Source organism: Methanobacterium sp. SMA-27, from assembly GCF_000744455.1.
Taxonomy (GTDB): Archaea; Methanobacteriota; Methanobacteria; order Methanobacteriales; family Methanobacteriaceae; genus Methanobacterium_B.
In genome coordinates this window covers 1,007,296-1,021,246 of the sequence record NZ_JQLY01000001.1, presented here as the reverse complement: position 1 = coordinate 1,021,246, position 13,951 = coordinate 1,007,296, and the positions used below count along the sequence as shown (strand labels likewise).

Below are 13,951 nucleotides of genomic sequence, written 5' to 3'. Positions count from 1 at the left end.
GTACCCTAAAAAAAATTAAAAGAATCCAATTTAATGGATTCCATCAAGTGCCATATTTAGTTTCAAGACATTTACAACTGGTTGTCCAATCCATGGAAACTGTGTTTCCTCTGTTTTTTGTATCAAATCTTTGATTGTAGATTCGCTTATGTTTCTTGTTTTAGCAATTCTTGGAACCTGGATTAAGGCGTTTTCAACGCTGATATATCTATCGAGCCCGCTTCCTGATGCCATTACCATATCTGAAGGAATTGTAGCATTGGCTGAAAGGCTATCATTTGTCTTGATCTCATTTATTGTTTCGTTTACTCTGTCAATCAATTTTTGGTTGGTTGGCCCATAATTAGAACCTCCTGAAGTGCTTGCATTATAGTCTATTGCTGATGGTCTGCCCTGAAAATACTGTGGACCTTCAAAGCTTTGACCTATAAGTTCAGAGCCTACAACAGTTCCATTTAAATTTATAATTTCACCATTGGCTTGATAAGAAAAAGCTACTTGTGATATGCCTGTTATTACAAGGGGATATATTATCCCCAGAACCAAGGCCAATGTTCCGAAAATTATAAGGGCCCTTTTAAGCTCTTTAATCATTTCACCCATTTATGCCACCCCCAGTGCCGATATTAGCATGTCTATCAGTTTTATACCAATAAATGGTAGGGCTAGGCCGCCTATACCGTATATTAATATGTTCATTCCCAGTAGTTTTGTAACTGATGAAGATGGACGGTATTTAACTCCTCGAAGTGCTAATGGAATTAGCAGCGGTATTATAATCGCATTGAAAATAACCGCTGCTAAAACCGCACTCATTGGTGTTGATAGATGCATTATGTTTAAGATGTTGAGTTGTGGGTAAGTTACTGCAAATATTGCTGGAATTATTGCGAAATATTTGGCTACGTCGGTAGCTATACTGAAGGTGGTTAATGCACCTCTTGTAATTAATATTTCTTTGCCTATTTCTACTATATCCAGTAGTTTTGCTGGTGATGAATCTAGATCAACCATGTTAGCTGCTTCTCTTGCTGCTGCTGTACCAGCACTCATTGCAACTGCAACATCAGCCTGAGCTAGTGCCGGAGCATCATTGGTTCCATCACCTATCATGGCTACTAAACGTTGAGTTTCTCCACTCTGATATTTACGTATCAGTTCCAGTTTAGTTTCAGGCCGGGCTTCCGCTATAAAATCATCCACCCCTGCCTCGGCAGCTATAGATGCTGCAGTTAAGGGATTGTCACCTGTTATCATAACAGATTTAATTCCCATTTGTCTAAGCTGTAATAAACGATTTTTAATGCCTGTCTTGACAACATCTTTCAACCTAATAACACCGAATACCCCACTGCAATCTGCTACAACTAATGGTGTATCTCCATTTCTAGACACTTCCTCAACTATTTCACTGACATCAGCTGGTATGTTACATTCATGGTTTTTAGCAAAGTCCTGTACGGAATCTGCTGCTCCTTTACGTACCTTATTAGTTCCGTAGTCTATTCCACTCATACGAGTTTCTGGTGTGAATGGTACAAAATCTGAATTTTCAGGAGCTCTTATATCTCTACCCCTCACTCCTAATTCTTTTTTAGCTAAAATTACTATACTTCTTCCTTCGGGTGTTTCATCAGCAAGGGAGGATAATAATGAAGCTTCGATCAGATCTTTTTTCTGTATACCGTCAACAGGAATGAATTCTGTTGCTTTTCTGCTTCCAAGTGTTATTGTCCCTGTTTTATCTAGTAAAACTGCGCTTACATCTCCTGCTGCTTCAACAGCTCTTCCACTTAATGCGATTACATTGTGCTGTAATAATCTGTCCATACCGGCAATACCAATAGCAGGTAAGAGTGCACCGATGGTTGTTGGCATAAGACAGACCAGAAGAGCTATTAAGATAGGTATGCTTATGGCAACACCCATATAGTTAGAGAATGCCATTAATGTGATGACTACCACTATGAAGAGTGCAGTTAATCCTATTAGAAGGATCTCTAAAGCTTTTTCATTGGGTGTTTTTTCTCTTTTAGCACTTTCAACCATATTAATCATGCTGTCAAGGAATGTTTCTCCAGGATCTACTGTGATTCTAATCTTAATCTGGCCTGAAAGAAGTTTGGTACCTCCTGTGACACCACTTATATCTCCTCCAGATTCTCTTATTACTGGAGCTGATTCGCCTGTAATTGCGGATTCATCAACTAGACCCGTCCCATTTATTATGTCACCATCGCTGGGTATGATTTCCCCATCTTTGACAATTACTATATCTTCCTTTCTTAGGGAGAGTGCTGGTACTTTTTCTGTTTCATTTTCGTTTATAATTTTGTTTGCGAATGCTTCGGTTCTAGTGTTTTTTAGTGATTGTGCCCGTGCTTTTCCTCTTGCTTCAGCTAGTGATTCAGCAAAGTTGGAGAATATGACTGTAAACCATAGCCATATACTGATTTGGATGTTGAATAAAAAGTTTCCACCATAGACCAGGTTAATTAATGCTATTAATGTGGTAATAATTGCTCCTATTTCCACTATTAGCATTACTGGGTTTCTTAGGAGGACTATTGGATTAAGTCTTTTAACTGAACCTTTTAGTGCTTCGATAACTGATTTTGGTTCAAAAATGCTGGTTGATTGTTCGTTTGTCATGATTTAACCCCCCTAAAAAGTTAGTCCTCCTTGTAGGAATAAATGTTCGAGTATTGGTCCAAGTGCGAACACTGGGAAGAATGTTAAAGCTCCCACGATTACTACTACACTCACAAGCATGAGAACGAAGAGTGCGTTGGTGCTTGGAAAGGTTGATGCGTCTGTTGCTACTCTTCCTTTTGCTGCTAAAGATCCGGCAATTGCTAAGGCAGGTATTATAACAACAAACCTACCTATAAACATTGCAAGTCCTAATGTTAGATTGTAGAATACTGTGTTTGCACTTAAGCCTGCAAATGCTGATCCATTATTTGCAAATGCAGATGCATAAGCATAGAGTATTTCCGAGAGTCCATGTGCTGATGGATTATTCAGACCCACAAGTCCTTGTGGTAAAGATATGGCAATACTTGCAAATACAAGAATCAATCCTGCAGGTACTATAAGTGCTAATGTTGCCATTACCATTTCATAAGGTCCTAATTTCTTACCAAGGAATTCAGGTGTTCTGCCTATCATAAGTCCTGCTATGAACATGGTTAAAATGATATAGAAAATCATTCCAATTAGTCCAACACCTAATCCTCCGAATATAACTTCTCCTATACCTAAATTAAACATGTAAACTAGTCCCGTTAGGGGCATGGTGCTGTCATGCATGGAGTTTACTCCACCATTTGAAACATCTGTTGTTGCAACTCCCCAAAGAACTGATTCAGCAACACCAAATGTCAGTTCCTTACCTTCCATATTCCCACCAGAAACACCGAGTTTCTGAATTATTGGATTTGATGGGCTTTCAGCATAGTATGCAACACCCATTCCACCTACAAGGAGTATCATCATGGCTGCGAATATGGCCAGTCCTTGCTTGAAATTTCTTATAATATATCCAAAAGCAAAAACTATGGATATTGGTATTAATAAAATTGCGAATGTTTCCAATATGTTGGTTATACCATTTGGATTTTCAAATGGATGGGCTGAATTTGCATTGAAAAATCCTCCCCCATTTGAACCTAGCATCTTAATTGCTTCCTGTGAAGCAACAGGACCTAATGCAATGGTTTGATTAACCCCTTCCAGTGTATGGGCTGTAACATATGGACCAACAGTCTGAACAACACCCTGTGATGCTAAAACAATGGCAAAAACAACTGCTAATGGTAAAAGAATATATAAAGTCGTTCTTGTTATATCAACCCAGAAATTACCAATTGTAGCTGAGTTTTGACGTGTAAACCCCCTAATTAAAGCCAGGAGTGCTGCAATACCAACTGAAGCAGAAAGGAAGTTCTGGACTGTCATTCCTAGCATCTGTGTCAGATAGCTCATAGTTGTTTCACCGGCATATGATTGCCAGTTGGTATTTGTTGAAAAAGAAATTGCAGTATTTAATGCTGTGTCCCATCTTACACCTGGCATTTGTGCAGGATTCAGCGGTAAAAAGTTTTGTATTAATTGTAAAACAAAAATAAACGTTATCCCAATTATGTTGAATATAAGCAATACATAAGCATATCTTTTCCATGTCATTTCCTGATTTTCATCAATGGAACATAAACGATAGATTAATTTCTCTAACGGCCTTATCAAGGGCGTCATGAAGGTTTTTTTACCAGTCAAGACCTTTGAAATGTATTTACCAATGGGTATGGCTGCGATAGTCAAGATTAACAGGAATAACATAATGAGAAGTACTTCTTCTATTATCATATTAATCCCTCTAAATTGTAGTTATATTGATCTAAATCTGATTCTTCGTCAATTTCATCGTTCATCATCATATTAATCCACCTCAATTATATTTTATTAAAATACCTTCAACATTATAAAAATTCAAATTTTTGTATCAAGTACTTTCCTGGGAAGCCGGTTTTTTTTAAATTGGTTCACATGATGATCGAACTATAGACTTCAAATATGGAAACTTCATATTTTAAGTATTCCCCTAATCTTTCACAGATAATTTATTCTATAAAGCATGTCCCCCATCTAACCTCCAAGATATTAATCTATGGGCGGAAAATTATAAAAAAACTTCCGACAGTTTTTAATATCCACTTAACCCTTCGAGATATAATTTAACTAATATATAAATTTTGTGAAGGAAACAAATCTTCCGACTGGTTATATCCTAGAAATTTTATGAATTTGGATAAGATTCTTTATAATAACGTTTCTGAAACCATAAAGCAACATTAACCAAACTAATAAGTACGGGAACTTCGATTAATGGCCCAATTACAGTTGCAAATGCTACAGCAGACCCAATTCCAAAAACAGCAACAGAAACCGCAATAGCTAATTCAAAGTTATTACTAGCGGCAGTAAATGAAAGTGCAGAAGTTTTAGAGTAATCTGCACCCAATTTGTATCCCATTAAGAACGTTGTAAAAAACATTATTATAAAGTACAATAAAAGTGGAATGGCTATAATAACCACATCAAATGGTATTTGAACTATAACATTTCCTTTTAAGCTGAACATTACTATAATAGTAAATAAAAGAGCTATGAGCGTTAAAGGGCTTATTTTAGGTATAAATTTTTCATTGTACCATTCAATACCTTTATGTTTTACAAGGAAATATCTGGTAACTATACCTGCAATAAATGGAATTCCAAGATATATGAAAACACTTTCAGCAATTTGTAGTATACTAATATTTACAACACTGCCCTGTATCCCTAATAATGGAGGTAATACTGTAATGAATATCCATGCATAAATACTGTAAAAAAATACTTGAAAAACACTGTTAAATGCCACTAAACCTGCAGCATATTCACTATTTCCTTTTGCGAGTTGGTTCCATACAATTACCATTGCAATACAACGTGCAAGACCTATTAATATTAAACCAACCATATACTCAGGATAAGCTCTAAGAAAAACCACTGCGAGAATAAACATCAATATAGGTCCTAATATCCAATTCTGGAATAATGATAAACCTAATATTTTAGTATCCCTAAAAACTTCTCCCAGTTTATCATATCTGACCTTGGCCAGAGGAGGATACATCATTAAAATTAAACCAATAGCTATAGGAATGCTGGTTGTACCTACAGAAAATCTATTAATAAAAGATTCAACTCCTGGAATGAAGTAACCAATTGAAACTCCCAATGCCATGGCCAGGAAAATCCAAAGAGTTAAAAATCTGTCTAAAAATCCAAGTTTGGGAGTATCACAAATCTGGTTGGTAATCTGACCAATAATATCATCCTTCAAAATATCACCATAATTTATTGACTAGTTATTAAAAGTTCATCGATGCTGTCTAAAATTTTCATCTTTGATAGCCTATAATGTGTCCATACTCCTTCTTTTCGCCATTTTAATAGACCTGCATTTTTTAAGAGGTTCAGATGGTGGGATACTGTTGGTTGAGGTTTGTCCAGTGCAGCCATTATTTCACAGACGCATAACTCTTTACTTTTAGATAGAAGATAAACAATTTTTAGCCTGGTTGGATCGGCAAGGGCTTTGATTATATCTGCATTTTTTTGCATTTCCTCTTCGCTAGGCATTTCAGACAGTATCTTTTCCAGATTCTCTATCTGGGCACAACTAGGTTTACCTTCATCATTAATTTCACATGTTTTTTTCATAATAAATTATTTCAATTAAAATATATTTAAATATATGGATTTAATATCATGTTATAATTCAATTAAATAAACAATATTAAATACAATAAAAAGGGGTTATCCTCTTGCAAACATTATCATATTTATATTCAGGTATTTTATCCACCTAATTACAATTCAAATATAAAATTAAGATCATTCTTACTTTTTTTGACAATCAGGACAGATATATATCTTTTTATCGGTTTTAAAAACCTTATCACAAATTTCACAAATAGCATCATTGAGATAACCTTGATTTTGTCCTATAATCCCATTTTTACAGGAAATTGAACCTCTACTGTGTGTGCTTTTCATGATTATTTTAATATTTCCTTTTTTAGCCATTTAATCATCCTTTTATAACAAGATAAAAATATATTCCAATTAATTTTAGTTGTTTTTAATCTTTATTGGATACAGAAAACATAAACTGCTCCAGGATTCATTCTACCTTTCTTTCACCCAGAAAGATATTTTACTATCAATAATTACAATTTGTGCTATCATTAAAAGGTTGAGTTTATATTTCAAACTCTTTTAATTCCTTCTTAATTTTATTTTTCATATATTCAACACAAATTTCTCCATTATCATCTAATCTGGATACATCAGTGGGCTTTAAATCTTTTTTATTGAGTTCATCCATAACAATGATATTTTTAACTGGTTTAACACCTTTTTGTTCCAGAATTTTTTGAGTGCAGTTACCATCACAACCACTCAAAGCAATAATGGGATACTTTTTAATTAAATTTCGAAATCCATCCCTATCAGCAGAAGTAGCACCCATGCAAATTGAGATAGTATTATCTGTTTCAGCAACCGTATCTGATGATGCAACACGCGAAACTAATCCATATGGACTCATTCCGCTACAAGCAGCAATAGCGATCTTATTTTTTCCTTTCATTTACAATCAACTCCATGAGAATCATATTTATTCCTATTTTTTTAAATTCACTTTATTTGAAAGAATTGATTACTTCATCTTTGATTTCAATTTAGCATTCATCTTATCAAATCTTTCTTTAATGTGAGTGTATTCTTTTTGATCAAATGGACATCCTTCAATACAGTAAGTGCAGCCTTCACTACAACCTATACAAAGTTTTTGTATAAATTCAACTTCTTTTTCTCCACAACAAACTTCTTTTTCTATTAGTGCTTTTTCTGGACATGCTTTGATGCATTTCCCACATTTTTCACAGTAATCAGTTATCCAAGAATGTTCGTTACCATCTTTTAGTGGTAAGTTGGCCATGCTTACAAATATGGCTGAAATTTTCTGCCTTGGACCTAGTTCAGGAGTAATAAGAAGACCACTTTGTCCTATCCATCCTAAACCCGCTTTTCGGCCAAGTTGAGAAAACTTTACAATACCACCATAAGGGTGAGCAACTTCGGTTGCATAACCATGCTCTCTAAGATAGTCAGATATTTTATAACTCATAGTGCCCAATTTTTCATAGGCTGAATCGTTAAGTTTTTGTGCTTCTGGTCCTGGACTTGCTTCGATAATTTCTTTACCCATTTCCATAGTTAATACAATAGCATTAGGATATTGGATAAATTTATCTTTGATTAATAGTTCAGGAGTAATCTGTGCATATCCTACATCTTTAATACCAATTGAATGAGCATAATTTTCAAGTTCTTTAATAAAATCAGCATCAGCGACAATTTTTGGCTTATCTGTGTTGTTTACTACTGATTCATCAGGATAATCATTATCTAATCCGCATCCGCATCCACTATCTTCTTTTGGTTCATCAACTGATTTTGATTCACAACATCTATCTTCTTTAGATTCTTCAAGTTTATCATTACATGAGTCATTAACAGTTTCTGAAGTTTCTCCACACCCACATTTTTCGGTTTCCTTATTCAACCTTCTGTAAGCTTTTATTTGAACACTTATTATTTTTCCAATTAGCCGTTCATCCATATTAGGTTCTGTGAAGATATGCTCGCTTACGATTTCTACATCCTTAAATCCTGCTTTTTTAATAGTATCAATGTATTCTTGTTTTTCAAGGGCCCCTGCGATGCACCCGGCCCATGCTTGGAAGTTCTTGCGTATCTCTGTTGGTATTTCTCCATCTGTGACAATATCTGAAACTAAAATCCGACCATCTGGTTTTAAAACTCTGTATGCTTCTCTGTAAGCTTTTAATTTGTCGGGTGTGAGGTTTATGACACAATTGCTTATTATCAAGTTTAGGGAGTTGTCTTCAATAGGTAAGTTTTCTATTTCACCCTCTTTGAATTCAACATTTTCATAGCCACCTTTTCTTGCATTTTTAATTGCAGTTTCTACCATTTTTGATGTCATGTCCACACCAATGACTTTCCCCATATCACCTACTTTATTGGCTGCTAGAAAAACATCTATTCCTCCGCCAGATCCAAGGTCCAATACCGTTTCTCCAGAATTAATTTCAGCCAGGGCTGTTGGGTTTCCACATCCCAATCCAAATACTGCATCTGAGGGTATGCTTTTGATCTGTTCTATGGTGTAACCTGCTGCTTGTGCCTGTTTAATGATTGAGTTTTCTTCTCCTCCACAGCAAGAACAATTTTTAGAACTTTCTTCATTGGTTGCTATTTTTGAATAACGTTCCTTTACATATTCCTTCACTTTTTTTTCTTCCATTTGAATCACATCGTAAATTATCCATACATCCAAATATGTGAATATATAGATAGTTTGTAGTAATCCTATTTAAATCTATCCAAAAATAAGATGTGACACTTTAATCCAGAATAATTAATAATAATTTAATTTTGTAAATTATCTTGTTTTTGAGTTTATAAATTTTTTCAAAAAATTTTATCCAATTATTGAGACATCTTACTTTAATATCTTCATGTATCTATTAAATAATTTTTATTCCCAGTCTTTGAGAAAATTAGGGCTGTGGTGTATCCTCATTCCTGTGGTTAATATCCATAGGCCGACTAATGCTCCTATAAGCCATAGGTATGTTACTAAGAATATTCCTACTAATAGGATTAATAAACCTATTATTATATCTTTAAATCCGCAGCGTTTGTCTCCGTTTTTTGATAGAATTCTTATAATACCTGTGATTATTAGGAAAAGACCAATTATCCAAATTATTAAACCAACTAACTCTGTCATTAGTGGGAAATTGAATATGAACCCAATTCCTAAAATAAGTGAGATTATACCTAAGATTAAAAGAGGGATCCCTAAACTAGCACCGTCAATTTCACTAATTTCATATATTCCGTCCAATATGAGACCAATACCCAACATAGTGAGTAAGAATATAGAAATAAGTGAAACAGGAACTAACTTAAAGAGTGAGATAACTATTACAATTAGACCAAGAACAATCAAAATCAATGCAACACCCATTTTTTGCATATCTTTTACCCCCATTATTTTATCCATTAAACACTTAATTAAAGATTATTTTAAGATATCCTGCAAATTTAATATCTTACTTAATCTTTCGGTTTAATTTCCTGTTAATTTTGGTTTTCCTGTTACCAAAAGGTAAATTTCTACGATAATTGCAATAAAAATACCTATCATGGCCAGAATCAACAAAATACTAAAGGCCCAATTATAGAAAGAATTGTAAAAATTAAATGGGAATACTATATAGACAAAATAAACGGCTATAAATGCAAAAATGTTTAAAATTATTTTCATTACGTGTCTAAACCTTTCAGGACTATATAACAAGAGCAAGAAATTTCCTATAATTGCAGCTATTACTGACAGATTTATAATCCATAGGACCTCATTAAAAGTATCTAAAACAAAATAAATATGCCAATTTAATAAATTATTAACTATATACAGAAAAATCAGGTTAAAAATTATTGCAGTTAAATACTCTGATTTTTGTTCTCTTTTTCTATTTCTCTCCATATAAAAACACCTAATATGATTTTTCACAGTTTTTTATTAGCTGATTAACACAGAATATATTTGTATTCTATAATTTGTCATATCATGTAGTTATTATTTTTTATAGAATATGAAATTGGAACGTATTTATAAAATATAGTTAGAAATCAATATTAAAAGAATAATTTTAGATATTTAAAAATAATTGAAAATAACAATGGAAATACTTCAAAAAAAATATAAAAATCTTGTATTAATATAAGATTTTGAGTCATTAATGAATCGTTGGTTTAGCTGGTTTTGGAATAATGTCTTTTGGGACTTTGTCTGTGATTTTTTTCATCTTTGTGACTAATCCTTCTTTGCCACTTCCTAAAAGGGCATTTTCCAGGACATCACTCATGTTTCGAACTGGAATAATTTGGATCTTATCTTTGTAACGTTCCTCAATAAGAACATCATCCATGTTTGATTCAGGAATAATAACCTTTTTCATACCTGCCTCAGCTGCTGCTTCAATTTTTCCAGTAACACCACCAACAGGCATAACATCACCTCTAACACTCAATGATCCAGTTAATGCCACTGTCTGATCAACTGGAACGTTTTCAAGGGCAGATATAACTGCAGTTGCAATAGATACACTTGCACTGTCACCTTCAATCCCTTCGTAGGATTGTAAGAATTGTATGTGAATATCGTGATTTGAAATATCGGTACCAGTGTTCTTTTTAATCAAAGCACTGACGTTTTGAACTGCTTCTTTAGCAATCTCCCCAAGTTTACCTGTGGCAATTATCTTTCCTTCATCTTTACTTTGAGCAGGAGCTGCTTCTGCAGCTATTGGTAGTAATATTCCACTTCTGTCCCCAATAATAGCTAGACCATTCACTATTCCAACTTTGCTGCCCTCAGATTTGAAGACACTGTAAGTTTTTCTTTGATCTATGTATCTGTCTGCTATCTGTTGTTCCAGTGTTCTTGCAAGTTTTTTAGCAGATATAACATGTGCCAGTGTTACACTGTCAGCACCTTCACCTGTAGCGATATCACCTGCAGCCCTTACAAGACCACCAAGATCTCTCAATTTAAGAGTTAATTCATCTTTTTTACCGGACCTTCTCTGTGCTTCATGAATTATTTCTTCAACCGCTTCTATGCTGAAATGTGGTATTCTACCATCTTTTTTAACTTCCTGGGCTATGAACTGAACTAATTTGTTCCTATTTTCCAAGTTGTCTTCCATTGAATCTTTCATGAAAACTTCGTAACCGTAACCTCTTATCCTTGAACGTAGTGCTATATGCATTCCTTTAAGCACCTGAAGATTTCCAGATGCAACAAGAACAAAATCACATGGAACTTCGTCTGAACGTACCATTGCTCCACTGCTTGATTCGCTTTGTCCGGTTATGGAGTATTTTTTTTCCTGCATAGCTGTTAATAACTCTTGCTGGGTTTTCATCTGCATGGTACCTATTTCATCAACATACAGTACTCCCTTGTTGGATTTATGTATCATTCCTGCTTCTACACGTTCATGGGCGGGGGTTCCGAGTCCACCTGACTGATAAGGGTCGTGTCTTACATCACCCAAGAGTGCACCTGCATGAGCACCTGTTGCGTCAACAAATGGTGCAATGTTTTTGCTATCGTTGTTCACCAAAAGTTTTGGAACCATGACACTATTTTTGGGTTTCATCTGCATTATTACAAGTAGAACTATTCCTGCTGCTATAATAGCTGCCAGGTACTGTTGTAATAAAAACCCAATTACTATAATGGCACCAATTATGGCCATCATCAAAATATTCTTCCTTTCTCCTTGTGACTTTGCCTTAACCCTGTAAGTCATTACAACTTTATTACCCTCACCTGCAGGCATAGCACCAATAAGGGGATTATTGTTATCTTCCATGTTAGGATAAACGAGTATATCCTGAAGTTCTTCGGGTGGTAATAATTCTGCCATTCCCTTTGCTAACATTGATTTACCTATTCCTGGTTCTCCAATTAAAAGAACATTTCGCCTTTGTTTTGCAGCTTTTATTACTGTTTCTACTGCCTCTTCTTGACCTATGATCTGATCTATAATCCTCTCAGGAACTTCTATATCTCCAGAAGATTTATAACTCTTGAAATCAAGTTTTTCTTTAAATGAACTGTTTAAATTTGTCATAATTTTGAAATCTCCAAATATTCTAATGGCTAAAATTTATTTAAGCATCTAATAAGTGTTTCCGGTATGAACTTGTTGATAATATAAAAACTTTTTTGTTTCCAACCTTATCTAACTCTTCAATAAACTTACTTAACAACTTATGAGGTTTAAACCAATATAATTGCGAATCTAATCCTATAATATCATATCCCTTCATTTCATAGGGATTAAAATCTTTTAAATCCAACAATTCTGCTTTCAGAGAATTAGCCACTATTCCAGCCATTTCTTTAGTGTTTCCCTGATATATTGGCTTGTTAATTACTGCAGTTTCCATTTTTTTTACCTGCTTACTTTTTTTCATTGTGGTTTACTTTTTTTACAAATTTTTGAATTATAAATATTATGAATAATTAAGATTTTTATTGTAGCTTTAAAAGTTCATTTACTTCGTTAACTATTTCTTCATTAACTCTAGCAACTAAATATTTACCTTTTCTTTCAGTAAAAATTAATTCAGCGTTGGTTAATTCTTTAAGATGATGAGAAATTGTAGGGGCTCCTATATTAAATGATTCAGCAATTTCACTTATTAAACATTCACAGTTTGTTTTATAACTTGTTTCATGCTTTTTAACTATTTGTAAATATAATTCTAATCTATTAGGGTTTGATAGAGCTTTAAATATTTTGGCCATTTCTTTTGTTTCCATTGACTACTCCACGATTAAAATTCTATAATTCGATAAATATCAAAGTGATAATATAGTGTTGTGGAAATTATATATAAATGTTTTGTTTTAGTGAGTCAATCCTTGATATATTTAGAATTATTAATAATATTCGCAATTAAAAAAATCTTATCAAAGTCAGAAGTGGGTCACATCAAATTAATATTCAATAAAGATAATATAATATTTAATAATTATACAAAAGATGTGATTTTATAATGGTTCAACAAACAATTAAATATCTAAGTTATATCCTAGTGATGTTTATAATAGTATTTAGCATAGATTCCCTATTTTTAAGGGGTTTATTTTGGCAACGTCTATTAGTCAATATTGGTATTGTTTTTGTATTTTTAATTGTATTTTATAAATACATTAAATAAATTTATAAAGTGTAGCTTTTAGTTTTACTAAAAAATTTGGAATACAAAATAAAAGAATATTATATATAATTTGGAATTTTTTGAATAGGAGATCAGAAATAGGTGACAAATAGGAAAGAATTTAACACTTTTAAAGATTATAAGATAGAATACCCTCCAGAAATACAACAAAGACTGGATGAAATTCAAAAGGCAATTAAAAGTGTTGTCCCCGAAGCAAAAGATAGAATTAGTTATAATATGCCTTCATTTTGGTTTCATGGTAACCTACTTTATTTTGGTGCTTTCAAAAACCATATTGGATTTTATCCTGCAAGTAAAACAGTGTTTGAAAAATTTAAATATGAATTAAGTATTTATAAACAAAGTGGGAAAGGAACAGTTCAGTTTCCCCACAATAAACCTATACCACTAGATTTAATTAAGAAAATTGCCTTGTTTCGAGCCAATGAGAATTCCCAAAAAAATTGAAATATTAAAATATTTGGATTCAAATATTTTT

General features: G+C 33.4%; 14 protein-coding genes. 1 reads left to right on the top strand and 13 read right to left on the bottom strand.

Annotated elements, in window-relative coordinates; all coding sequences use genetic code 11:
* Positions 1 to 30: 30 nt before the first annotated feature.
* The 13 genes from kdpC to DL91_RS05115 form a co-directional block, all read right to left on the bottom strand.
* Positions 31 to 603: a potassium-transporting ATPase subunit KdpC gene (gene kdpC / locus DL91_RS05180; RefSeq protein ID WP_052374208.1), complete on the bottom strand. Its 573-nt coding sequence runs from the start codon at positions 601 to 603 to the stop codon at positions 31 to 33.
* Positions 604 to 2,652 (bottom strand): potassium-transporting ATPase subunit KdpB, encoded by a 2,049-nt coding sequence (kdpB, locus tag DL91_RS05175; protein WP_048190532.1) that lies wholly within the window; start codon positions 2,650 to 2,652, stop codon positions 604 to 606. It lies immediately after the preceding gene.
* A 12-nt stretch (positions 2,653 to 2,664) separates the two neighbouring features.
* Entirely contained in the window at positions 2,665 to 4,368 is a 1,704-nt protein-coding gene (gene kdpA, locus DL91_RS05170; RefSeq protein WP_048190531.1) for a potassium-transporting ATPase subunit KdpA, read from the bottom strand.
* A 430-nt stretch (positions 4,369 to 4,798) separates the two neighbouring features.
* Complete coding sequence (arsB, locus tag DL91_RS05165; protein WP_048190530.1) at positions 4,799 to 5,890, bottom strand: ACR3 family arsenite efflux transporter; 1,092 nt, start codon at positions 5,888 to 5,890, stop codon at positions 4,799 to 4,801.
* Between the two features lie 14 nt (positions 5,891 to 5,904).
* Positions 5,905 to 6,270, bottom strand: coding sequence for a helix-turn-helix transcriptional regulator (locus DL91_RS05160; protein ID WP_048190529.1), 366 nt, complete (start codon positions 6,268 to 6,270; stop codon positions 5,905 to 5,907).
* Between the two features lie 180 nt (positions 6,271 to 6,450).
* Entirely contained in the window at positions 6,451 to 6,636 is a 186-nt protein-coding gene (locus DL91_RS05155; protein ID WP_048190528.1) for a hypothetical protein, read from the bottom strand.
* A 175-nt stretch (positions 6,637 to 6,811) separates the two neighbouring features.
* The gene (locus tag DL91_RS05150; RefSeq protein WP_048190527.1) at positions 6,812 to 7,201 is read right to left on the bottom strand and encodes a putative zinc-binding protein; all 390 of its coding nucleotides are present in this window, start codon (positions 7,199 to 7,201) and stop codon (positions 6,812 to 6,814) included.
* A gap of 69 nt (positions 7,202 to 7,270) precedes the next feature.
* Complete coding sequence (gene arsM, locus DL91_RS13845) at positions 7,271 to 8,944, bottom strand: arsenite methyltransferase (protein ID WP_081882613.1); 1,674 nt, start codon at positions 8,942 to 8,944, stop codon at positions 7,271 to 7,273.
* A 234-nt stretch (positions 8,945 to 9,178) separates the two neighbouring features.
* Positions 9,179 to 9,682 (bottom strand): hypothetical protein, encoded by a 504-nt coding sequence (locus tag DL91_RS05135; RefSeq protein WP_048192509.1) that lies wholly within the window; start codon positions 9,680 to 9,682, stop codon positions 9,179 to 9,181.
* Between the two features lie 93 nt (positions 9,683 to 9,775).
* Complete coding sequence (locus DL91_RS05130) at positions 9,776 to 10,195, bottom strand: hypothetical protein (protein WP_048190526.1); 420 nt, start codon at positions 10,193 to 10,195, stop codon at positions 9,776 to 9,778.
* 253 nt (positions 10,196 to 10,448) lie between these two features.
* A complete protein-coding gene (lonB, locus tag DL91_RS05125; RefSeq protein ID WP_048190525.1) occupies positions 10,449 to 12,353 on the bottom strand; it encodes an ATP-dependent protease LonB in 1,905 nt (634 codons plus the stop codon).
* A 40-nt stretch (positions 12,354 to 12,393) separates the two neighbouring features.
* Complete coding sequence (locus DL91_RS05120) at positions 12,394 to 12,672, bottom strand: hypothetical protein (protein WP_156096026.1); 279 nt, start codon at positions 12,670 to 12,672, stop codon at positions 12,394 to 12,396.
* 85 nt (positions 12,673 to 12,757) lie between these two features.
* Positions 12,758 to 13,048 carry a helix-turn-helix transcriptional regulator gene (locus DL91_RS05115; RefSeq protein ID WP_048190523.1) on the bottom strand — a complete coding sequence of 97 codons (291 nt, stop codon included), beginning with the start codon at positions 13,046 to 13,048 and terminating at the stop codon, positions 12,758 to 12,760.
* A 503-nt stretch (positions 13,049 to 13,551) separates the two neighbouring features.
* Between DL91_RS05115 and DL91_RS05110 the strand changes: the two genes are divergently transcribed.
* Positions 13,552 to 13,920, top strand: coding sequence for an iron chaperone (locus DL91_RS05110; protein ID WP_048190522.1), 369 nt, complete (start codon positions 13,552 to 13,554; stop codon positions 13,918 to 13,920).
* Positions 13,921 to 13,951 lie beyond the last annotated feature (31 nt).

What these genes read in the sequence shown, in the direction of transcription:
- DL91_RS05160 (WP_048190529.1), bottom strand. Translation starts at nt 6,270, where the DNA reads ATGAAAAAAACATGTGAAATTAATGATGAAGGTAAACCTAGTTGTGCC.
- DL91_RS05155 (WP_048190528.1), bottom strand. Translation starts at nt 6,636, where the DNA reads ATGGCTAAAAAAGGAAATATTAAAATAATCATGAAAAGCACACACAGT.
- DL91_RS05150 (WP_048190527.1), bottom strand. Translation starts at nt 7,201, where the DNA reads ATGAAAGGAAAAAATAAGATCGCTATTGCTGCTTGTAGCGGAATGAGT.
- kdpC (WP_052374208.1), bottom strand. Translation starts at nt 603, where the DNA reads ATGGGTGAAATGATTAAAGAGCTTAAAAGGGCCCTTATAATTTTCGGA.
- DL91_RS05115 (WP_048190523.1), bottom strand. Translation starts at nt 13,048, where the DNA reads ATGGAAACAAAAGAAATGGCCAAAATATTTAAAGCTCTATCAAACCCT.
- lonB (WP_048190525.1), bottom strand. Translation starts at nt 12,353, where the DNA reads ATGACAAATTTAAACAGTTCATTTAAAGAAAAACTTGATTTCAAGAGT.
- DL91_RS05135 (WP_048192509.1), bottom strand. Translation starts at nt 9,682, where the DNA reads ATGCAAAAAATGGGTGTTGCATTGATTTTGATTGTTCTTGGTCTAATT.
- arsM (WP_081882613.1), bottom strand. Translation starts at nt 8,944, where the DNA reads ATGGAAGAAAAAAAAGTGAAGGAATATGTAAAGGAACGTTATTCAAAA.
- DL91_RS05130 (WP_048190526.1), bottom strand. Translation starts at nt 10,195, where the DNA reads ATGGAGAGAAATAGAAAAAGAGAACAAAAATCAGAGTATTTAACTGCA.
- kdpB (WP_048190532.1), bottom strand. Translation starts at nt 2,652, where the DNA reads ATGACAAACGAACAATCAACCAGCATTTTTGAACCAAAATCAGTTATC.
- kdpA (WP_048190531.1), bottom strand. Translation starts at nt 4,368, where the DNA reads ATGATAATAGAAGAAGTACTTCTCATTATGTTATTCCTGTTAATCTTG.
- DL91_RS05120 (WP_156096026.1), bottom strand. Translation starts at nt 12,672, where the DNA reads ATGGAAACTGCAGTAATTAACAAGCCAATATATCAGGGAAACACTAAA.